Origin of the sequence: Pseudomonas sp. UM16 (genome assembly GCF_050312595.1) — a bacterium.
In the GTDB taxonomy this organism is placed as follows: Bacteria; Pseudomonadota; Gammaproteobacteria; order Pseudomonadales; family Pseudomonadaceae; genus Aquipseudomonas.
Map to the genome: position 1 here is coordinate 44,602 of NZ_JBNPJT010000025.1, position 20,842 is coordinate 65,443.

Here is a 20,842-nt window from a genome sequence, read left to right on the forward strand (position 1 = left end):
CGCTTCGCTGGCATGTCAGCGAAGCGGCGGAGCGCTTACTTGGGCGGCTTGCTGGCATCCATCCCGAACCACTTCTGTGACAGCGCCGCCAAGCGGCCATCGGCCTTGATCCGCTGCAGGGCTTTGTCCACAGCGCTGTGGAATGCCGGGTTACCCTTCTGGAACGGAATCGCCAGGCTCAAAATGGGCCCGACAGTAGCGCCTTCTGTCACCGGTTGTTGGCTGTCGCGAATGGCATGTGGCACCAGCAGGCGATCGCTGATGGCGGCGTCGATCTGCTCGTTAGCCACATCCTTGAGTGGCTGACTGGCTTCTGGGTAGCTGCGCAGATCAACCCCTTCAACTGCGCGTGCTTGCTCGGCGAACTGGCTACCCTGGACAACCCCCAGGCTGTGGCCCTTGAGCGCTTCAAAAGTGCTCAACAGATTCGTCTGTTCTTTGCGCACAATCAACTGGGCGCTCGAATAGCTGTAGGGTTCGCTGAAATCCAGGCGGTCTTTCAGTTCTTCAGTAGCGGCAACATGGTTAAGGGCAATGTCGTATTTGCCACTTTCAACACCCGGCAGCAGGTCATCACGGGTAGTGACCAAGAACTGGGCGCGCACATCCAGTTCTTTCGCCAGTTCCTGGCCGAGTTCAACTTCAAAGCCGGTTAGTTTGCCGTCTTCCTTGAAGTTGAACGGCGCCATATTGGCCTCGATGGCAATACGCAGCTCGCCACGGTCGTTCATGTCATCGATCAACTCAGCGTGTGCCCAGGGGCTGAGCAGGGCGGTAAGCAGTACTCCGATGGTCAAGCGCATCTAATTCCCTTGTATTCGTTGGCAGTGAAAAACATCGCCGCAGCTTTCTGATGATGCCACGGTCGCGCGCAACTTAGGACAGCACCTTCACTAGGATGTTAGGCGCAGGGGGAAATATTTTCTGTACGAAATTTCGGATATGTTCTGATTCAATTGATCTATGGTTACAAGCCATTGCCTCTGTTTCACTGGCAAGGTTATAGAAACAAATCACAGGAGAAGTGAATGAAAAGCCTAGTTTCGCGTGCAGCCGTCGTCGGCCTGTTGATGGGAGTGTCGGCGTTTGCCGTGGCCGCCGAAGGCCTGAAGAGCCAGGAGCCGCCGAAAGACGCCAAGGTCTTCATCGTTTCCCCGGCCGATGGCGCGACGGTCGACAAGACCTTCACGGTCAAGTTTGGTATCGAGGGCATGGCGCTCAAACCTGCGGGTGACCAGACCCCGCATACCGGCCACCACCACCTGCTGGTAGATGTCGACAAGGAACCGGCCGTTGACCAGGTGTTGCCAACCAGCCTGCTGCCGGAGAACAAGGCGCCTCTGCCTGCCGGCGCGCAAGTACTGCACTTTGGCAAGGCTCAGACCGAAGTTGAACTGACCCTGACTCCAGGCGAGCACACCCTGCAACTGGTATTGGGCGACAAGTTCCATGTGCCGTTCAAACCAAGCGTTGAATCGAAGAAAATCACCGTCAACGTAAAGTAGTCGGCGCAGGATAAAAAAAGGGAGGCCACCAGGGCCTCCCTTTTTGCTGCCAGAAAATCTTAGAACAGTACGCGGGAACGGATAGTGCCCTTGACCTGTTGCAGTTTTTCTTGCGCCAGATCCGAGTACTCGGCATCAACATCGATTACCACGTAACCGACTTTCTCGTTGGTCTGCAGGAACTGACCGGAGATGTTGATTCCGTTTTCGGCGAAGACTTTGTTGATCTCGCTGAGCACACCTGGAATGTTTTCGTGGATGTGCAGCAGGCGGTGCTTGCCTGGGTGCGCCGGCAGGGCCACTTCAGGGAAGTTGACCGAGGATACCGATGTACCGTTGTCGCTGTACTTGACCAGCTTCTCAGCGACTTCCAGGCCGATGTTGGCTTGGGCTTCAGCGGTGGAGCCACCGATGTGCGGGGTCAGGATCACGTTGTCCAGGCCACGCAGCGGGCTTTCGAACTGCTCGTCGTTGGAGCGCGGCTCGACCGGGAACACGTCGATGGCGGCGCCGATCAGGTGCTTGTCTTTGATCGCTGCAGCCAGGTGATCCAGCTCGACCACGGTACCGCGGGCGGCATTGATCAGGATCGAGCCTTTTTTCATCGCGCGGATTTCTTTCTCGCCGATCATCCATTGGGTGGACGGCAGCTCAGGCACGTGCAGCGAGACGATGTCGGCCAGACCCAACAGCTCGTTCAGGCTGGTGACCTGGGTAGCGTTGCCCAATGGCAGCTTGGTCAGCGGGTCGAAGAAGAACACTTGCATGCCAAGGCTTTCGGCCAGGACCGACAACTGGGTGCCAATCGAGCCATAACCGACGATACCCAGCTTTTTGCCACGGATTTCGAAGGAGTTGGCCGCGCTCTTGATCCAGCCACCACGGTGGCAGGACGCGTTTTTCTCCGGGATGCCGCGCAGCAGCAGGATCGCTTCGGCCAGTACCAGTTCGGCGACCGAACGGGTATTGGAGTACGGCGCGTTGAACACGGCGATACCGCGCTCGCGAGCGGCGTTCAGGTCAACCTGGTTGGTACCGATGCAGAAACAGCCGACAGCGACCAGTTTCTTGGCGCAGTCGAAAACCTCTTCGGTCAGTTGAGTGCGCGAGCGGATGCCGATGAAGTGGGCATCAGCGATCTTTTCCTTCAGGTCGGCGTCGGGCAGAGAACCGGTGAGGTACTCGATGTTGGTATACCCGGCGGCCTTGAGGACGTCCACGGCGGATTGGTGGACGCCTTCGAGGAGAAGGAACTTGATCTTGCTCTTATCGAGAGAAGTCTTGCTCATCTGCGTAAACCTGTGTCCCGGAGAAAAATGGCAGGGAAGTGAAGCTCTCGCAGCATCGGCCTAAAGCACGATCAGCGGGGGGCGTATGCTAGCATGAGTCCCCCCCGATACGCCCATCCCTGGCACGTGAAGAGTGCTCAGGGTGACTATGAATAGTTCGAGAGTTCTGTCGATGACCGATTCTGCGTTGCTTGATGAGCTGATGACCCTGGTTGAGCCCGGCAAGATGCTGACCGATGCGGCTTCCCTCGAGGCGTATGGCAAGGATTGGACCAAGCATTTCGCCCCCGCGCCGCGGGCTATTGTGTTTCCCAAGAGCACCGAGCAGGTCCAGGCCATTGTGCGCTGGGCTAATCGGCACAAGGTTGCGCTGGTGCCTTCCGGCGGGCGTACCGGGCTCTCGGCCGCTGCGGTGGCGGCCAATGGCGAGGTGGTGGTGTCTTTCGACTACATGAACCAGATCCTCGCCTTTGATGAGGTCGACCGTAGCGTGGTCTGCCAGCCAGGTGTGGTGACTGAGCAACTGCAGAACTTTGCCGAAGATAAAGGCTTGTACTACCCGGTAGATTTCGCTTCTGCAGGTTCGAGCCAAATTGGCGGCAACATCGGTACAAATGCCGGTGGTATCAAGGTTATTCGCTACGGTATGACCCGCAACTGGGTAGCCGGCCTAAAGGTGGTTACCGGTGCCGGCGACCTGCTGGAGCTGAACAAAGACTTGATCAAGAACGCCACCGGCTACGACCTGCGCCAGCTGTTCATCGGCGCAGAAGGAACCCTGGGCTTTGTGGTCGAGGCGACCATGCGCTTGGATCGCGCACCGAACAACCTCACGGCGATGGTACTTGGCACCCCTGACTTTGACTCGATCATGCCGGTGCTGCACGCCTTTCGCGGCAAGCTCGACCTGACCGCTTTCGAGTTCTTCTCCGACAAGGCCCTGGCCAAGATCATGGGCCGTGGCGATGTTCCTGCCCCGTTCGATACTCCGTGCCCGTTCTATGCCTTGCTGGAGTTCGAAGCCAGCACTGCAGAAGTGGCCAATGCCGCCCTGGCTACCTTTGAGCATTGCGTAGAGCAGGGTTGGGTGCTGGACGGGGTAATGAGCCAGAGCGAACAACAGCTGCAGAATCTGTGGAAACTGCGTGAGTACATCTCCGAAACCATCTCGCACTGGACGCCCTACAAAAACGATATCTCGGTCACGGTTTCGAAAGTTCCGGCATTTTTGCGGGATATTGATGCGATCGTCGAACAAAACTATCCGGACTTCGAAGTGGTCTGGTATGGCCATATCGGTGACGGCAACCTGCACCTGAACATCCTCAAGCCCGATGCCCTGAGCAAGGACGAGTTCTTTGCCAAGTGCGCTACGGTGAACAAGTGGGTGTTCGAGATTGTGCAGAAGTACAACGGCTCGATTTCTGCCGAACATGGCGTGGGCATGACCAAGCGTGACTACCTCACCTATAGCCGGTCGCCCGTTGAGATCCAGTATATGAAAGCGGTGAAGGCGGTGTTCGACCCGAACGGGATCATGAACCCGGGCAAGATCTTCGCTGTCGAGTAAGTCAAAGGCATAACAGCTTCCAATAGCGCCAGGAGTCGGTAAATGAGCTATCAGCACCAGTATGTAGACGGCACGCGTATTCACTTTCCCCTGGGCAAAGTGGTGTGCATTGGGCGCAACTATGCCGAGCACGCCAAGGAACTGGACAACCCGATTCCGATCGAACCTCTGCTGTTCATCAAGCCGGGCAGCTGTGTGGTGCCGGTAAACGGCGGTTTCAAGATCCCGGCTGAGCGTGGCTCGGTGCACTATGAGGCGGAAATCGCTGTGCTGCTGGGCAAGTCGCTGTCGCCTGAGCCTAGCGAGGAAGAAGTGCTCGACGCCATTTCCGGTTTCGCCCCGGCACTGGACCTGACCCTGCGCGACCTGCAGGCCGAGCTCAAGGCCAAGGGCCTGCCGTGGGAGCGCGCCAAGTGTTTCGATGGCGCCTGTGTGCTGGCCCCGTTTGTGGCCGGCAGTACCTTCGAAGATCTGGCCGATATCGGTATCCGCCTGACGATCAACGGTGAAGTACGCCAGGACGGCAACAGCGCGCTGATGCTCAACCCGATCGTGCCTATGATTCAGCACATGGCTTCGCAGTTCACCCTGCAGGCCGGCGATGTGATTCTCACCGGCACCCCGGTTGGTGTCGGGCCGCTTAACCCAGGCGATGAGCTGGTGCTCGAATTGCCAGGTGTCAGCCGCTTCGAAAGCACAGTGTTGTAACCTCTAGCGGCAGTCAGCGCTGCTGGCTGCCGTGGCAATTGTTGAGCCCGGTGGTCGGGTTTTGTCATTTTTTTCACATACGATCCGGATAATGCTTGCGGACCTGGCTCTACGAACGTGCCGGTAATGTGTTATTAACTGGCAAAAAAAGAGCACTCATTCCATGGCCACTCCCGTCCCTTCGAGCAAATCCCTGCCGTCTACGCGCAAGCGTGGGCTCGCCTTACGTTGGTCAACCTGGGTGGCCGCAGCGGCGATCATTGGCTATGGCGTGGCCATTGCCATGCACTGGGATGACCGTGGGGTGTTGTGGTTGCAGGAGCGCTTTGAAAGCCCGGTCGAGCAACAAGCCAGCATTTGGTTGCCGGACTACCTGGTTGATATCGATGCCAAGGTGTTGCCAGGCATGGAAGACGATGAAGCTTCCGACCTGACCTACAACCCGGTGAGCAAAACCCTGTTCGCAGTCATGGGCAAGAACCCCTTCCTGGTCGAGTTGAGCCTCGACGGCGATGTATTGCGCAAAATACCGCTGGTGGGGTGGAGCAACCCAGAAGGGGTGGCAGCACTTGAAGGTGGGCGTCTGGCAATTGTTGACGAACGTGATCACAAAATGACCATTGTCACCCTCAAAGCCGATACGCAATCGCTGAATATTGCTGACTTCCCGCAGTACGACCTCGGCCCATCGGAAAACCAGAACAAGGCGTTCGAAGCAGTCGCCTGGGACCCTCGCCAACAGCGCATTGTGCTTGGCGAAGAGCGCCCGCCAGCATTGTTCACCTGGAGTAGCGACGGTCAGAGCCCGTTGGCGGGTGACAAGAAGTCACTGCCCAGCGAGGAGTTGGACCTGCGCAATCTCTCGGCCTTGGGCATCGACCCACGTACCGGGCACATGCTGGTGCTGTCCGCCGACTCCAACATGCTGCTGGAGCTGGACGAGACGGGTGAGCAGGTCAGCTTCATGACCCTGTTGGGCGGTTTCAATGGCTTGAACAAGCGCATTCCGCGCGCCGAAGGCGTGGCAATGGATGAGCACGGCACCCTGTATATCGTCAGTGAGCCGGACCTGTTCTATCGTTTCAAAAAGCCCTGATTTAAGACTTGTCCGATGGCAGGGTTAAGTTTGGATTCAGCAGAGTGTGGTTAGATTCTCACTGCCACCTATCGAGTCCCTCTGAATGCGCCGCTACATCCGTCTACCCCTGATTGCTCTGGTTGTAAGCTTGATTGCCTTGCTGTTGCTTGCTTTGGCAGGGCAGCACTACCGTCTTTACGAGCGGGGCTGGTTCAACCTCAAGGCCTGGTGGCAGCCTTTTGAGCAGAGCATTGGCCTGGACCAGTATCGGGTAGTACTCGAAGCGAAGGTGATCGAAGGCCTGGACGACGATATTTCGGCGCTGACCTTCGATCCTGACCGCAATAGCCTGTTTACCGTGACCAACCAGCGTTCCGAGCTGATCGAACTGTCGCTGGAGGGGCGCATTCTGCGTCGAGTGCCGTTGACTGGCTTTGGCGATCCTGAGGCGGTCGAATACGTCGGCCCGAGCAGTTATGTCATTACCGACGAGCGCGAGCAGCGCCTGATTCGCGTACACCTGAGTGATAACACCCTGTTCCTCGATGCCAAAGATGCCGAGCAGTTGACGCTTGGCATCGGCCTGAACGGCAACAAGGGGTTTGAGGGCCTGGCCTATGACTCGGCTGGCAAGCGTCTGTTCGTGGCCAAGGAGCGCGATCCGATGCTGATTTATGAGGTGCACGGGTTCCCCCATGACAATCCGGAGCAGCCTTACGCCGTGCATGTGGTACAGGATCAGAAGCGTGATTCGCGGCTATTTGTGCGTGATCTGTCGAGCTTGCAGTTCGATGAGCGCAGCGGCCATCTGTTGGCGCTGTCGGATGAATCGCAGCTGGTAGTGGAACTGGATGTGAAAGGCAAACCCTTGAGCACGCTGTCGCTGCGCAAGGGCTTTCAGGGCCTGAAAAACAGCGTGCCGCAGGCCGAGGGCATCGCCATGGACGATGTCGGGACCATCTACCTGGTCAGTGAGCCGAACCTGTTTTATGTGTTCAAGAAACCGACCGAGTAAAGGGTTTGGGGTGGCTGTGCTACTCAGTTTTTGAGGGTTTGCACGCCTTCGGATGTCCCCAGCAACAGCAGATCCGCCGGCCGCGCCGCGAACAAGCCGTTAGTGACCACGCCGACAATGGCGTTGATCTGGCTTTCCAGTTCCACCGGATTGGTGATCTGCATGTTGTGCACATCGAGAATGATGTTGCCATTGTCAGTGATCACGCCTTCACGATAAACCGGATCGCCGCCCAGTTTGACCAGCTGGCGTGCGACATGGCTGCGGGCCATCGGGATTACTTCGACCGGCAGCGGGAATGCGCCCAGCACTGGCACCAGCTTGCTGGCGTCGGCGATGCAGATGAAGGTCTTGGCCACAGCGGCAACGATCTTCTCGCGGGTCAGGGCGGCACCGCCACCCTTGATCAGGTTCAGGTGCTCGTCGCTTTCATCGGCGCCGTCGACATAGAACTCCAGGTCGCTGACGGTGTTCAGCTCATACACCGGAATGCCGTGGCCTTTCAGGCGTGCGGCAGTTGCTTCGGAGCTGGCCACGGCACCATCGAAGGCAGCCTTATGCTGGGCCAGGGCGTCGATGAAGCAATTGGCGGTCGAACCGGTGCCGACCCCGACGATGCTCTTGTCGTCGAGCTTGGGCAAAATGAAATCGACAGCGGCCTGGGCGACAGCCTGTTTGAGTTGATCCTGGGTCATGCGGGCTCCGAAGCGGGGAGGAGTATCGTGAAGGCGCGTAGTATAGCGGCTAATACCCCGGACTTGCTGTGGTCGCCCGACAGGGCGCTGGGGTAGACTCGCAAACCCCGCCCAACCGCTCAGTGATGCTTTCCCGATGCTCGAACAGTACGTCAAGAAGATCCTCACCTCGCGCGTTTACGACGTTGCCGTCGAAACCCCATTGCAGACCGCCGGCCAACTGAGTAAGCGTCTGGGCAACCATATCCTGCTCAAGCGTGAAGACTTGCAGCCGGTGTTTTCCTTCAAGATTCGCGGTGCCTACAACAAGCTGGCCCAGCTGACCCCAGAAGAACTGGCCCGTGGCGTGGTGACCGCCTCGGCCGGCAACCATGCCCAGGGCGTGGCGCTGGCCGCCCGTGAGCTGGGGATCAAGGCCACTATCGTGATGCCCAAGACCACCCCGGAAATCAAGGTTGAAGGCGTGCGTTCGCGTGGCGGCAAGGTGGTGCTGCACGGCGACTCCTTCCCAGAAGCGCTGGCATATTCGCTGAAGCTGGTCGACGAGAAGGGCTTCGTCTATATCCACCCCTATGACGATCCGCACACCATAGCCGGGCAGGGCACCGTGGCCATGGAGATCCTGCGCCAGCACCCAGGTCAATTGGACGCGATCTTTGTACCGGTGGGCGGTGGCGGCTTGATCGCCGGTATTGCTGCTTACGTGAAGTACCTGCGCCCAGAGATCAAGGTAATCGGCGTCGAGCCGGACGACTCCAATTGCCTGCAAGCCGCCATGGCCGCTGGTGAGCGGGTGGTGTTGCCGCAGGTCGGTCTGTTCGCCGACGGTGTAGCCGTGGCGCAGATCGGCCAGCACACCTTCGACATCTGCAAGACCTATGTCGATGAAGTGTTGACTGTCAGCACTGACGAGATCTGCGCAGCGATCAAGGATATCTACGACGATACCCGTTCGATCACTGAACCTGCCGGAGCATTGGGTGTGGCGGGGATCAAGAAGTACGTTGAGCTTTACGGTGTTAGCGGCCAGACCCTGGTGGCGATCGACTCCGGTGCCAACGTCAACTTTGATCGCCTGCGCCATGTTGCCGAGCGTGCCGAACTGGGTGAAGGCCGCGAAGCCATCATCGCCGTGACCATCCCCGAGCAGCCAGGCAGCTTCAAAGCCTTCTGCGAGGCTATCGGCAAGCGCCAGATCACCGAATTCAACTACCGCTATCACGCCGATGGTGAAGCGCACATCTTCGTTGGTGTGCAGACCCATCCGGACACCGATCCGCGCAGTGCCTTGATCCAGAGCCTTAGCGAGCAAGGTTTCCCGGTCACTGACCTGACCGACAACGAGTTGGCCAAGCTACATATCCGTCATATGGTCGGCGGCCATGCAGCGCGGGTCAGTGACGAATTGGTGCTGCGTTTCGAGTTCCCGGAGCGTCCGGGCGCACTGTTCAACTTCCTCAACAAACTTGGCGGGCGCTGGAACATCTCGATGTTCCATTACCGCAACCACGGCGCGGCCGACGGTCGCGTGGTCGCTGGCCTGCAAGTCCCGGATGATGAGCGCCACCTGGTACCCGCTGCTTTAGCCAAGATCGGCTATCCGTACTGGGACGAAACCGATAATCCAGCGTACCGACTGTTCCTGGGTTGAGCGGCTAAGCTCAGGACAGCTCACAAGGAAGCAATGACATGGAATACCTGACGACTCTCAAGACTCTGCACATCGCGGCCACCGTGCTGTTGCTGGGCAGTGCCCTTGGTCTGGCGATCTGGACATGGTTGGCGCGGCGCAAAGGTGACATGGCGGCGCCGAGCCGATTAATGCAGCGGCCGCTGGTGTTTGTCTGGCTGTTGATGGGCATTTGCCTGGTCAGCATGCCGTTTACAGGCTGGTGGCTGGTGCACCTGATCGGTTGGCCACTGGGCCAGACCTGGGTGCTGGGTTCCAGCGTTATCTACACCTTCGGCGCGTTCAGCTGGTTCTGGCTGCTGGCGCGGGTCAATCGCCTGCGCACGGCGCCGAGCGTGGGGAATCCGAAATTTACCTTGGCGTTGGCGGTGTTCAGCGGTGTGTGTTTCATCGCCATTGCCGGGCTGATGGGCGCCAAGCCGGTCTAGATGAACGTGTAGGAGCCGGCGTAGCGCCTCAGGCCCGGCTGTGCCGGGCATCGCCAGCGAGGCTGGCTCCTACAGGCGATCAATCGCGCAGGCTGATCACTGGCCAACCACGCTTCTCGGCTTCGGCGCGCAGGTTCGGGTCCGGATCGACCGCAACCGGATGATTCACCTGCTCCAGCAGCGGCAGATCGTTCATCGAGTCGCTATAAAAATAGCTGTCGTCCAGATTCAAGCCGTTTTCTTCCAGCCAACGCTTCAGGCGCGTTACCTTGCCTTCACGGAAGCACGGTACATCAGTGCTGCGGCCGGTGTAGCGACCTTCGACCATCTCACATTCGGTAGCCAACAGCGTTTCCACTTCCAGGCGCTTGGCAATCGGGCCGGTGATAAACCGGTTGGTAGCGGTGATGATCACCAGCTTGTCGCCAGCATCACGATGCTTTTTCAGCAGCGCTAGCGCCTTGGGCAAAATGATCGGCTCGACACAATCGCGCATGAAGTCGCGATGCCATTCGTCGAGTTGCGCCATCTCGGTGGCAGCGAGGATTTCCAGGCTGAAGTTCAGGTAGGCCGTCAGATCAAGCTTGCCAGCCAGGTAGTCCTGGTAGAAAGCATCGTTGCGGTTCTGATACTCCACCGGGTCGAGAATCCCACGGGCGCAGAGGTAGTCCCCCCAGGCGTGATCGCTGTCGCCGCCAAGAAGGGTATTGTCCAGATCGAATAAAGCCAGGCGCATTTAAGTCACTCGCATAACATCTGAAAAGTCCCACAGAATACGGACTTTTCACATCGGTGCACATAAGGTAAACAGGCGCGTTGCTGGCCTTGTGGGCTTTGTGGAACAATGCCGTGACATGCGTTTACGAGGTTGCTGCCGTGATCGACCCCGATGGTTTTCGCCCCAATGTCGGGATCATTCTGACAAATGATCTTGGGCAGGTGCTATGGGCTCGGCGGATCAACCAGGATGCCTGGCAGTTTCCCCAGGGTGGTATCAACCCTGAAGAGACGCCGGAAGATGCCCTGTACCGCGAGCTGAACGAAGAAGTGGGGCTAGAGCGCGATGATGTTGAAATTCTTGCCTGCACCCGCGGCTGGTTGCGTTATCGTTTACCCCAACGCCTGGTCCGTACCCACAGCCAACCGCTGTGCATCGGCCAGAAACAGAAATGGTTTCTCCTGCGCCTGGTCTCCAACGAGCAGCGGGTGCGGATGGATTTGACCGGTAAACCGGAGTTCGACGGCTGGCGCTGGGTCAGCTATTGGTATCCGCTGGGCCAGGTGGTGACATTCAAGCGCGAGGTTTACCGCCGCGCTCTCAAAGAGCTTGCCCCGCGCCTGCTGGCGCGCGACTGACGACGGAGTTCGACCCCGAGCCATGCTCAATACGCTGCGCAAGATCGTCCAGGAAGTTAACTCCGCCAAGGATCTCAAGACGGCGTTGGGGATCATTGTGTTGCGCGTCAAAGAGGCCATGGGTAGTCAGGTCTGCTCGGTCTACCTGCTCGATCCTGAGAGCAACCGCTTTGTGTTGATGGCCTCCGAGGGCTTGAACAAGCGCTCGATCGGCAAGGTCAGCATGGCCCCTAACGAAGGCCTGGTGGGCCTGGTCGGCACGCGTGAAGAGCCGCTCAACCTGGAACATGCTGCCGATCACCCGCGTTATCGCTATTTTGCCGAAACCGGTGAGGAGCGTTTCGCCTCCTTCCTCGGTGCGCCAATCATCCACCACCGGCGTGTGGTCGGGGTGCTGGTTATCCAGCAAAAGGAACGACGCCAGTTCGACGAAGGTGAAGAAGCCTTTCTGGTGACCATGAGCGCTCAGCTCGCAGGGGTAATCGCCCATGCCGAAGCCACCGGTTCTATCCGTGGCCTGGGACGTCAGGGCAAGGGCATCCAGGAGGCCAAATTCGTCGGCGTACCGGGTTCGCCTGGGGCGGCCGTGGGCAAGGCGGTGGTCATGCTGCCACCGGCCGATCTCGACGTGGTGCCGGATAAAAGCGTCGATGACATCGATGCCGAACTGAAACTCTTCAATAACGCCCTGGAAGGCGTGCGCGCCGACATGCGCAGCCTCTCCGCCAAACTGGCCACCCAGCTGCGCCCGGAAGAGCGCGCGTTGTTCGACGTCTACCTGATGATGCTCGAAGACGCGGCCCTGGGCGGTGAAGTGGTGCAGGTGATCAAGACCGGTCAGTGGGCCCAGGGCGCCTTGCGCCAGGTGGTGGGTGAGCACGTCAATCGCTTCGAACTGATGGACGATGCCTATCTGCGCGAGAGGGCTTCCGATGTGAAGGATCTAGGCCGGCGTCTGCTGGCCTACCTGCAAGAGGCACGACAGCAGACACTGGTCTATCCCGACAACAGTATTCTGGTCAGTGAAGAACTGACCCCGGCGATGCTCGGCGAAGTACCGGAAGGCAAGCTGGTCGGCCTGGTTTCGGTACTGGGCTCGGGTAACTCCCATGTGGCGATCCTCGCCCGCGCCATGGGCATTCCCACGGTCATGGGTCTGGTCGACCTGCCTTACTCGAAGGTCGACGGCATCGACATGATCGTCGATGGCTATAAGGGCGATGTCTACACCAACCCTAGCGATGTGCTGCGCAAGCAGTATGCCGAAGTGGTCGAGGAAGAACGCCAGTTGGCCCAAGGTCTGGATGCCCTGCGCGAACTGCCGTGCATTACTCTTGATGGTCACCGCATGCCACTGTGGGTCAATACCGGCTTGCTCGCCGATGTCGCCCGCGCCCAGCAGCGTGGCGCCGAAGGCGTAGGGCTGTACCGCACCGAAGTGCCATTCATGATCAACCAGCGCTTCCCCAGTGAAAAGGAGCAGCTGGCGATTTACCGCGAGCAATTGGCGGCCTTCCATCCCTTACCGGTGACCATGCGTAGCCTGGACATCGGTGGTGACAAGGCGCTGTCGTACTTCCCGATCAAGGAGGACAACCCCTTCCTTGGCTGGCGTGGTATCCGCGTAACCCTCGACCATCCGGAAATCTTCCTGGTGCAGACCCGTGCCATGCTCAAGGCCAGTGAAGGCCTGAACAACCTGCGCATTCTGCTGCCGATGATTTCCGGTATTCACGAATTGGAAGAAGCCCTGCACCTGATCCACCGGGCGTGGGGTGAAGTGCGTGACGAAGGCACCGACGTGCCGATGCCGCCAGTGGGAGTGATGATCGAGATCCCGGCGGCGGTCTACCAGACCCGCGAGCTGGCCCGTCAGGTCGACTTCCTGTCGGTCGGCTCCAACGACCTGACCCAGTATCTGTTGGCGGTAGACCGTAACAACCCACGGGTTGCCGACCTCTATGACTACTTGCACCCGGCGGTGCTGCAAGCCCTGCAGAACGTGGTGCGCGATGCCCATGCCGAAGGCAAACCGGTGAGCATCTGTGGTGAGATGGCCGGTGATCCGGCCGCTGCAGTGTTGTTGATGGCCATGGGCTTCGACAGCCTGTCGATGAACGCCACCAACTTGCCGAAAGTGAAATGGATGCTGCGTCAGGTGAGCTTGAGCAAATCCAAGGAACTGCTGGCTCAGGCCATGGGTATCGATAACCCGCAAGTTATCCACAGTTCGCTGCAGCTGGCCCTGAAGAACCTTGGGCTGGCGCGGATGATCAATCCTGGGTCGTCAAAGACCTTGTGACTTTTGCGGCCGATCGCCAGCAAGGCTGGCGATCGCCTCAGACCTGTAAGTCCACTTCCCCCAGATGCCCGCCAAACGGCCCGAAACTGCGCTCCAGCAACCGGCGCCGGCCGTCCGCCTCGGCAATCAGCACTGTGCTGGCCCGCGTCCCATAGTTCTGGCTGGCAATGAACACACTCGACAGCAAGCGCTCGGTGGTGAGCCCTACGCCGGTTTCTGGTAACTCGCCATCGGCGGCCTGCAGGTTATCCCCAAGTAGCGTCAGCAGCGCCTGAGGCTGCGGGTCAGCCAGCTGCAGCTGTAACCCGGCGCGAGCCTTGAGCAGCTTTGGCCAAGGTGTGTTCAGCCCGGCATTGGACAGCCCATAAACCCCTTCGCCGAGCAGTTGCACCTGTGCCTCGCGAGCATTCAGATAGCCAAGAGTACTGCTATCACCCACCAGCAGGTTGAACCCGGAGTACTGCTGGCTGCGGCTGGCGACCTGATCCAGATAGGCTTCAACGCCACTTTCGCCGCGCAGGAACGCCGCCACCAACTCGCCACGTGAGCGTGTGCCTTGGGCCAGTTGCGGGTCGCGGATATTGGTCAGGGCGGCAAAACGCCCGCCCGGGCCGACACCCAGCCAGGTGCCGCCAGCCTCCAAGTCGCGTCCGGCATACACCCCCGGCGCGTCGTCCCAGGCGCCCAGCACACGGCTGGGACGGGCATAGAACTCATCACGGTTGGCCGCGACGATCAGCGGCTGGGCATGACCCGGCCGCCAGGCAAAAACGATCAGACACATAGGTGGTCCTCTGTGTTTTTGCTCACTCTACCGATAGCGTCCGACCTGTTCCATCGACTTAATGTGTCTTCACTAGAGCCACAGGCCTACCTTCCGTTACCATGCCGGACTGAATTGACGGGGGCGACAATGGAATTCGTGCTCTATTTGCTGCTAGGCGCCTGTGCGGGCGTACTGGCCGGGCTGTTCGGCGTTGGCGGCGGCATCATTATCGTGCCGGTGCTGGTGTTCAGTTTCACCTTGCAGGGCTTCGATGCTTCGGTGCTGACCCACTTGGCCGTGGGTACGTCCCTGGCGACCATCGTCTTCACCTCGATCAACGCCATCCGTGAGCACCATCGCAAAGGCGCTGTGCAGTGGCCGATCTTTGTCTGGATGACCTTGGGAATCCTGGTCGGTGCCGGCATCGGTGCCAAGACCGCGTCGCTGATCCAGGGCCCGATGCTGCAGAAGATCATCGGCGTGTTTGCCTTGGTGATCGCCGCGCAGATGGCCCTGGACCTCAAGCCCAAGGCGAGTCGTAAGGTTCCCGGCAAGGCGGGGTTGAGCGCTGCTGGCGGTGTGGTCGGTTGGGCATCGGCGATCTTCGGTATTGGTGGTGGTTCATTGACCGTGCCGTTTCTGACCTGGCGCAGCTTGCCCATGCAGCAGGCGGTGGCAACGTCGTCGGCCTGCGGCTTTCCGATTGCAGTGGCCAGCGCCCTGAGTTTTATCTGGTTGGGCTGGCATGACCCGCACTTGCCTGCGCATAGCCTGGGCTTCGTGTACCTGCCAGCGCTGCTCGGGATTGCCCTGACCAGCATGTTTTTCGCCCGCTTCGGCGCGCGCCTGGCGCATAAACTGTCGCCACGCTTGCTCAAACGGCTGTTTGCCGCGCTGCTGTTCTGCGTTGGCTTGAGCTTTTTGCTTTAACGAGAGGAGTCACCATGCTGCCTTACCCGCAGATCGATCCTGTGGCCATTGCCCTGGGTCCGCTGAAAATCCATTGGTACGGCCTGATGTACCTGATCGGCATCGGCGGCGCCTGGCTGCTGGCCAAGCGTCGACTGAACCGCTTCGATCCGACCTGGAGCAATGAAAAGCTCTCGGACCTGGTGTTCTGGCTGTCCATGGGCGTAATCGTCGGCGGACGCTTGGGTTACGTGCTGTTCTACGATCTGCACGCCTACCTGGCCAACCCGGCGCTGATCTTCGAAGTGTGGAAAGGCGGCATGTCGTTCCATGGCGGCTTTATCGGCGTAATGCTGGCGGCCTTGTGGTTTGGCAAACGCAATAACAAGTCGTTCTTTGAGCTGATGGACTTCGTGGCGCCGCTGGTGCCGATCGGCCTGGGCGCTGGGCGCATCGGCAACTTCATCAACGCCGAACTGTGGGGCAAGGCCACTGACGTGCCGTGGGCGATGGTCTTCCCGCCGTTCAGCGATCCGGAGCAACTGCCGCGTCACCCGTCGCAGCTGTACCAGTTCGCCCTTGAAGGTGTGGCATTATTCCTGATCCTTTGGCTGTACTCGCGTAAGCCGCGCCCGACCATGGCCATTTCCGGCATGTTCGCGCTGTTCTACGGGATCTTCCGCTTCATCGTCGAATTTGTGCGGGTTCCCGATGCCCAGCTGGGCTACATTGCCTTCGGCTGGTTGACCATGGGTCAGTTGCTCTGCGTGCCGATGATCCTCGGCGGCATCGGCCTGATCTGGTGGGCCTACAACCGTAAACCTACGGCCAAGGCCGCCGTTTGAATTTCCACGGCAGGGTGATCCCCTGCCGTCTTTGCTACAGGTAAGCCATGAAACAGTATCTAGATCTGGTCCGTGACGTGATCGAAAACGGCACCCTGCAGGGCAACCGTACCGGCATCCGCACCATCAGCCTGCCCGGCGCCTCGCTGCGCTTCGACCTGCAGAAGGGCTTCCCGGCCATCACCACGCGCAAGCTGGCATTCAAGTCGGCCATCGGCGAAATGGTGGGCTTTTTGCGTGGCGTGAAGAACGCGGGCGAGTTCCGCGAACTGGGTTGCAAGGTCTGGGACCAGAACGCCAACGAAAACGCCCAGTGGCTGGCTAACCCGTTCCGCCAGGGGCATGACGACCTCGGCGAGATCTACGGTGTGCAATGGCGCCAATGGCCGGCCTACAAGCGCATCCCGCTGAGCAACCCGGCGGCGATCGAGCTGGCGCAGAGCCAGGGCTTCCAGCAAATTGCAGCGTCTGAAGAAGACGGCGAGGCCTTCGTGGTGCTGTACAAGGCCATCGACCAGATTCGCCAGTGCATCGACACCATTCACAACGATCCGGGCAGTCGCCGCATCTTGTTCCACGGCTGGAACTGCGCGCAGCTCGATGAAATGGCCTTACCGCCGTGCCACCTGCTGTACCAGTTCCACCCGAATGTCGAGACCAAGGAAATCTCCCTGACCCTCTACATCCGCTCCAACGACCTGGGCCTGGGCACGCCGTTCAACCTCACCGAAGGCGCGGCGCTGCTGTCGCTGGTCGGTCGCCTGACCGGCTACACGCCGCGCTGGTTCACCTATTTCATCGGTGATGCGCACGTCTACGAGAACCACCTGGACATGCTCAACGAACAGCTCAAGCGCGAGCCGCTGGCAGCGCCGAAGCTGGTGATCAATGATCGTGTGCCGGAGTATGCCAAGACTGGCGTGTACGAGCCGGAGTGGCTGGAGAAGGTCGAGCCGAGTGACTTCAGCCTTGATGGTTACGAGCACCACGCGCCTATGACGGCGCCGATGGCGGTCTGATTGACTACAGTTGTGGGGAATTCTACTTCTGTAGATAACCGCTAACCTTATCGCGGGATTGAACTGCGATAAGGTTGGTCCTGTTTGAGCAAGCTATCATCACCTTATGAAATAAGAGTAAAAGATCCTATAAAATAAGAGTAAATGCCAAATGCCATCCAGGCAGCACATACCAACATATGCAAGCTCCACGATATGACCAGCAGTCGCTTCAGATTATCCGGAAATTGCTTTTCTTCATCTGGATCTAATAGCCCTTTCTTTATGTATGCGTTTTTGAATATCAAGGCCATGGTAAGGCCGCCAATACGTATGGCTTTCCCCGGCAAGCCTGCTTGCGAATATATTGATCTAGTACCCACGACAATACTACTGTTGCTTAAAAAAGCTTCCGCCTTTTCTGTGTAAGCATGTGCCACGTAGGCTAACCAAATTAATATAAAAAATGATGGTACTAAGACGAAGCCTGCAATTAGGCCTATAGGTACCTGAGTCATTTAGTATATTCTCCATATAAATACTCACCGAACTGCTCGCCACCAGACTGTCCGATTTTGCCGCCTGCCCAGCCTCCCACCGCCCCGCCTACGACACCGCACACTAGGGCTCCTAGGCCGCCACTGGCGAAGCCTAAAACGATGATGCAGCCCTGTACTGCGGCATAGCCTCCTGCAGCTCCTCCCCCGCCAATCCACCCGCCAATGAGCTCCCCTCCACATACTTGGCCTTCCTGCACTGCTCTTCCCTGCCTAATGAGCAGGCTTTTTGAATACTAAGCGCGGTGGCTGCGACATCCAGCGCAGTACCTAGGTAGGTACCTTTTTTCACAATCTTCGCAGCTTTGGCCACACCGCTGATCTTGCCGGCGTAGCTGTCGATTTCACCCTTGTGCAGGAAGCTCTTCGTGGAAATGCCCAGCATTCGTTTGATGGATCCCTGTTGCTGCAATCCGGCACCGTATGCCGCCACGTTGTCGAGCTGAGACCCCAGCTTGCCGAATAACACGGCACGCTCGACATAGAACTTGTCCCGAGCCGCTGGCGAGCCCGTGCGCAAATACTCGTTATGGAGCTTTTCGATGTCGAGCAAGGATTTACGAATGGCTTCCAGGTGTTTGCTCCAGGCGTCACTTACCACCCCTGCGCCGAGGGCGCTGTGGGCGAGCATTTTCTGGAGCAGGTCAAAATTGTCCAGCAAGAAGTCGTCAGCGTCCGTGTTACTCGACAGCAGGGCGATATGAACTTCATTCGCCCTGGCCATCATGTAGGCCTCTTGGCTGGTACTTGATGGCGTGGACAGGTCTCCGAGGATAACGAGCTCCCCCGCTAACACAACGCTGTTTGATATGTGGCTGTTGAGGGCTATGAATTTGCGATTCGCGATACCAGAAAGGTTAAGCCCGGCTCTCAAGGAATCGAAGGTTTGGGTTTTGGTATTTATAAAAACCTGAGGCTCAGCCATGTTCGCCTCACCAATATCGTTTGTTGCCAGAGTTGGCGGTCGCGGAGGTGCTTTGGTGGGCCCCAAAGCTATAGCCGATGATTTCAATCCAGTCCTGGTATTTTTCGTCCAGCGCTTCGCCAGGTATACCGTCGATCTTTATGAATGCGTCAAACGCCATAATTGCCACTCCTTGGTAATGGTAAATGCTCCGTGTCGGCTTACATGAACGCGGCGACCTGAGGAAGTTAGTCCTGGTGCATCTTCCCAACAATAGAGAAAACACAGCAGAGCACGTAGGAATGGTCTGAAAGCGGTAGGCTGTTCAGTGGGAGTGGGCTTGGGTCGACTGGGGGTGTCAGAAATTTTGTGTTCGGGCATAACATGAGAAAAAGGTGCATGTATGCCAACCAAAAATAAACCCACACGCTCAGCGCTCCGAGAACTGCCGAAAATCCCGAAAGAGCTGCTTGAGTATTTCGCCGACGGGCCAATGACCGCTCAAGTCATCGAGGATGCCTCTGCGGCGTTCTAGAAGGCCCTGATTGAGCGAGCCCTGAGTGCCGAACTCGGCCACCACCTGGGCTATCCGCCGGGCGTGCAGCGCCCAGAGGATGTCTGGGATCGAGTCATTCCATTCTTCGTGTTTCCGCCAGCCATCCGAAAAGTCATTTACACAACCAACGCCATCGAGAGCATCAACGCTCAGCTACGCAAGATCATCAAGACCCGTGGTCACTTCCCGACCGACGATGCGGCGACCAAACTGATCTGGCTTGGGCTGCGTAATATCACTGCGAACTGGGGCTCTGCAGCCCATGACTGGAAAAGTGCAATGAATCAATTTGCGCTTCTGTACGGAGATCGATTTATCAGGCCGACCTGGTAAAAGCACGGCCTGCCTGACGGCAGGCCATTATTGGCCCGCACACAAATAATCTGACAGTCCCGGTCGACTCCATTCACTCCGATACCTCACGATACAAAAAGTCACCCAGCACCTCGCCTCTGTCGCAACTGATGTCACCGCTGAACTTTCTGCCCATCGTACCGCCTACTACAGTACAAACATCATTCTATGAAATATGAATAGATTCTAAGTGCCACCATGGCAGCAGACTCTAAGAAGATCAAACCCCATGTTACGAATAGCAGTCGCATCAGATTTTTCGGGAAATTTTTTACGTCATCAAGCTCCAGCAGCCCTCTTTTTATGGATGGGTTCTTGATCATCAAGGACATAGTAAGAATGCAGTTACGCATAATTTTTCCCGGCAAACCTGCTTGTGAATATATTGATTTGGTTCCCACAACTATACTGCTATTGCTTAAAAAAGCTTCCGCCTTTTCTGTGTAGGCATGTGCGACGTAGCCTACCCAGATGCAGGTAAAGAGTAATGGTACTAAAATGTAGCCTGCAATTAGACCTATAGGGACCGGAGTCATTGAATATACTTCCCATATAAATGCTCACCAATCTTCTCACCACCGTACTGTCCGGCTTCGCCGCCTGCCCATCCTCCCACTGCTCCGCCTACGACACCGCACACTAGGGCTCCTGGGCCGCCAGTGGCGATGCCTAAAACGAAGACGCAGCCAAGGGCTACGGCACCGCCTCCTAAATAACCCAGCGCGACTCCCCCTCCCAATCTACCCACCAATGAGGCTCCCTCCACATACTTGGCCTTCCTGCACTGCTCTTCCCTGCCTAATGAGCAGGCTTTTTGAATACTAAGCGCGGTGGATGCGACATCCAGGGCAATACCTATGTAAGTACCTTTTTTCACAATCTTCGCAGCTTTGGCCACACCGCTGATCTTGCTGGCGTAGCCGTCGATTTCGCCCTTGTGCAGGAAGCTTTTCGTGGAAATGCCCAGCATTCGTTTGATGGACCCTTGTTGTCGCAATCCAGCACCGTATGCCGCCACGTTGTCCAGCTGAGACCCCAGTTTGGCGAATAACACAGCACGCTCGACATAGAACCTGTCTCGAGCAGTGGGTGAGCCCGTACGCAAATATTCGTTGTGGAGTTTTTCGATTTCCAGCAAGGATTTACGAATGGCTTCCAGGTGTTTGCTCCAGGCGTCACTTACCACCCCTGCACCGAGGGCGCTGTGGGCGAGCATTTTCTGCAGCAGGTCAAAATTGTTCAGCAAGAAGTCGTCAGCGTCCGTGTTACTCGACAGCAGGGCGATATGAACTTCATTCGCCCTGGCCATCATGTAGG

The 20,842-nt window shown here is 58.0% G+C and carries 20 protein-coding genes and 3 pseudogenes; 14 read left to right on the forward strand and 9 right to left on the reverse strand.

Translation table 11 applies throughout. The features are described from left to right. Positions 1-35: 35 nt before the first annotated feature. Positions 36-803 (reverse strand): transporter substrate-binding domain-containing protein, encoded by a 768-nt coding sequence (locus ACQRAX_RS23345; protein ID WP_412038837.1) that lies wholly within the window; start codon positions 801-803, stop codon positions 36-38. Between the two features lie 225 nt (positions 804-1,028). Here ACQRAX_RS23345 and ACQRAX_RS23350 point away from each other — a divergent pair, with 225 nt between their 5' ends. After that, positions 1,029-1,505, forward strand: a complete 477-nt coding sequence (locus ACQRAX_RS23350) for a DUF4399 domain-containing protein (RefSeq protein WP_412038838.1) — start codon at positions 1,029-1,031, stop codon at positions 1,503-1,505. Positions 1,506-1,564: 59 nt separating this feature from the next. Here ACQRAX_RS23350 and serA read toward each other — a convergent pair whose 3' ends face one another. Then, the gene (gene serA / locus ACQRAX_RS23355; protein WP_045181109.1) at positions 1,565-2,794 is read right to left on the reverse strand and encodes a phosphoglycerate dehydrogenase; all 1,230 of its coding nucleotides are present in this window, start codon (positions 2,792-2,794) and stop codon (positions 1,565-1,567) included. Positions 2,795-2,966: 172 nt separating this feature from the next. On the opposite strand from serA, the gene ACQRAX_RS23360 reads away from it, so the two are divergent. The 4 genes from ACQRAX_RS23360 to ACQRAX_RS23375 all read left to right on the forward strand — a co-directional run bounded on the left by ACQRAX_RS23360 (position 2,967) and on the right by ACQRAX_RS23375 (position 7,165). Continuing rightward, entirely contained in the window at positions 2,967-4,364 is a 1,398-nt protein-coding gene (locus tag ACQRAX_RS23360; protein WP_412038839.1) for an FAD-binding oxidoreductase, read from the forward strand. 42 nt (positions 4,365-4,406) lie between these two features. Continuing rightward, entirely contained in the window at positions 4,407-5,072 is a 666-nt protein-coding gene (locus ACQRAX_RS23365) for a fumarylacetoacetate hydrolase family protein (RefSeq protein ID WP_412038840.1), read from the forward strand. A 163-nt stretch (positions 5,073-5,235) separates the two neighbouring features. Then, positions 5,236-6,168, forward strand: a complete 933-nt coding sequence (locus ACQRAX_RS23370) for an SdiA-regulated domain-containing protein (RefSeq protein ID WP_412038841.1) — start codon at positions 5,236-5,238, stop codon at positions 6,166-6,168. A gap of 85 nt (positions 6,169-6,253) precedes the next feature. Next, entirely contained in the window at positions 6,254-7,165 is a 912-nt protein-coding gene (locus ACQRAX_RS23375; protein ID WP_412038842.1) for an SdiA-regulated domain-containing protein, read from the forward strand. Positions 7,166-7,188: 23 nt separating this feature from the next. Here the strand turns inward: ACQRAX_RS23375 and rpiA are convergent, their stop codons facing one another. Further along, positions 7,189-7,860 (reverse strand): ribose-5-phosphate isomerase RpiA, encoded by a 672-nt coding sequence (gene rpiA, locus ACQRAX_RS23380; RefSeq protein ID WP_412038843.1) that lies wholly within the window; start codon positions 7,858-7,860, stop codon positions 7,189-7,191. 136 nt (positions 7,861-7,996) lie between these two features. Here rpiA and ilvA point away from each other — a divergent pair, with 136 nt between their 5' ends. Beyond that, complete coding sequence (gene ilvA, locus ACQRAX_RS23385; RefSeq protein WP_412038844.1) at positions 7,997-9,511, forward strand: threonine ammonia-lyase, biosynthetic; 1,515 nt, start codon at positions 7,997-7,999, stop codon at positions 9,509-9,511. A 38-nt stretch (positions 9,512-9,549) separates the two neighbouring features. Further along, positions 9,550-9,978 carry a DUF2269 domain-containing protein gene (locus tag ACQRAX_RS23390; RefSeq protein ID WP_412038845.1) on the forward strand — a complete coding sequence of 143 codons (429 nt, stop codon included), beginning with the start codon at positions 9,550-9,552 and terminating at the stop codon, positions 9,976-9,978. A gap of 79 nt (positions 9,979-10,057) precedes the next feature. On the opposite strand, the gene ACQRAX_RS23395 is transcribed toward ACQRAX_RS23390, so the two are convergent. Further along, positions 10,058-10,714, reverse strand: a complete 657-nt coding sequence (locus tag ACQRAX_RS23395) for an HAD family hydrolase (protein WP_412038846.1) — start codon at positions 10,712-10,714, stop codon at positions 10,058-10,060. A gap of 140 nt (positions 10,715-10,854) precedes the next feature. On the opposite strand from ACQRAX_RS23395, the gene ACQRAX_RS23400 reads away from it, so the two are divergent. Both ACQRAX_RS23400 and ptsP read left to right on the forward strand, forming a co-directional pair. Continuing rightward, on the forward strand, positions 10,855-11,334 hold the full coding sequence (locus tag ACQRAX_RS23400; protein ID WP_010222140.1) for an RNA pyrophosphohydrolase: 480 nt from the start codon (positions 10,855-10,857) through the stop codon (positions 11,332-11,334). A gap of 22 nt (positions 11,335-11,356) precedes the next feature. After that, positions 11,357-13,636 carry a phosphoenolpyruvate--protein phosphotransferase gene (ptsP, locus tag ACQRAX_RS23405; protein WP_412038847.1) on the forward strand — a complete coding sequence of 760 codons (2,280 nt, stop codon included), beginning with the start codon at positions 11,357-11,359 and terminating at the stop codon, positions 13,634-13,636. Between the two features lie 37 nt (positions 13,637-13,673). Here the strand turns inward: ptsP and ACQRAX_RS23410 are convergent, their stop codons facing one another. Further along, positions 13,674-14,420, reverse strand: a complete 747-nt coding sequence (locus ACQRAX_RS23410) for an NRDE family protein (RefSeq protein WP_412038848.1) — start codon at positions 14,418-14,420, stop codon at positions 13,674-13,676. A 129-nt stretch (positions 14,421-14,549) separates the two neighbouring features. On the opposite strand from ACQRAX_RS23410, the gene ACQRAX_RS23415 reads away from it, so the two are divergent. The 3 genes from ACQRAX_RS23415 to ACQRAX_RS23425 are packed head-to-tail and all read left to right on the forward strand — an operon-like array spanning position 14,550 to position 17,175. Then, positions 14,550-15,332 carry a sulfite exporter TauE/SafE family protein gene (locus ACQRAX_RS23415; protein ID WP_412038849.1) on the forward strand — a complete coding sequence of 261 codons (783 nt, stop codon included), beginning with the start codon at positions 14,550-14,552 and terminating at the stop codon, positions 15,330-15,332. A 14-nt stretch (positions 15,333-15,346) separates the two neighbouring features. Continuing rightward, positions 15,347-16,156, forward strand: a complete 810-nt coding sequence (gene lgt / locus ACQRAX_RS23420) for a prolipoprotein diacylglyceryl transferase (RefSeq protein WP_412038850.1) — start codon at positions 15,347-15,349, stop codon at positions 16,154-16,156. A gap of 47 nt (positions 16,157-16,203) precedes the next feature. Then, entirely contained in the window at positions 16,204-17,175 is a 972-nt protein-coding gene (locus tag ACQRAX_RS23425; RefSeq protein ID WP_412038851.1) for a thymidylate synthase, read from the forward strand. A 104-nt stretch (positions 17,176-17,279) separates the two neighbouring features. On the opposite strand, the gene ACQRAX_RS23430 is transcribed toward ACQRAX_RS23425, so the two are convergent. From ACQRAX_RS23430 to ACQRAX_RS23440, 3 genes and pseudogenes are all read right to left on the reverse strand, one after another. Then, entirely contained in the window at positions 17,280-17,672 is a 393-nt protein-coding gene (locus ACQRAX_RS23430) for a hypothetical protein (protein WP_412038852.1), read from the reverse strand. Next, positions 17,669-18,636 (reverse strand): annotated as a pseudogene (locus ACQRAX_RS23435) (hypothetical protein). Before ACQRAX_RS23435 ends, ACQRAX_RS23430 begins: the two are co-directional and overlap by 4 nt. Positions 18,637-18,664: 28 nt before the next feature. After that, positions 18,665-18,796, reverse strand: a pseudogene (locus ACQRAX_RS23440) (type VI secretion system tube protein Hcp); the annotation flags it as partial. A gap of 222 nt (positions 18,797-19,018) precedes the next feature. Between ACQRAX_RS23440 and ACQRAX_RS23445 the strand changes: the two are divergent. Both ACQRAX_RS23445 and ACQRAX_RS23450 read left to right on the forward strand, forming a co-directional pair. After that, complete coding sequence (locus ACQRAX_RS23445; RefSeq protein ID WP_412038853.1) at positions 19,019-19,150, forward strand: hypothetical protein; 132 nt, start codon at positions 19,019-19,021, stop codon at positions 19,148-19,150. 51 nt (positions 19,151-19,201) lie between these two features. Next, positions 19,202-19,504, forward strand: a pseudogene (locus tag ACQRAX_RS23450) (transposase); the annotation flags it as partial. A gap of 553 nt (positions 19,505-20,057) precedes the next feature. Here the strand turns inward: ACQRAX_RS23450 and ACQRAX_RS23455 are convergent. After that, on the reverse strand, positions 20,058-20,842 hold a 785-nt coding region (locus tag ACQRAX_RS23455; protein ID WP_427867759.1), incomplete at its 5' end, for a hypothetical protein.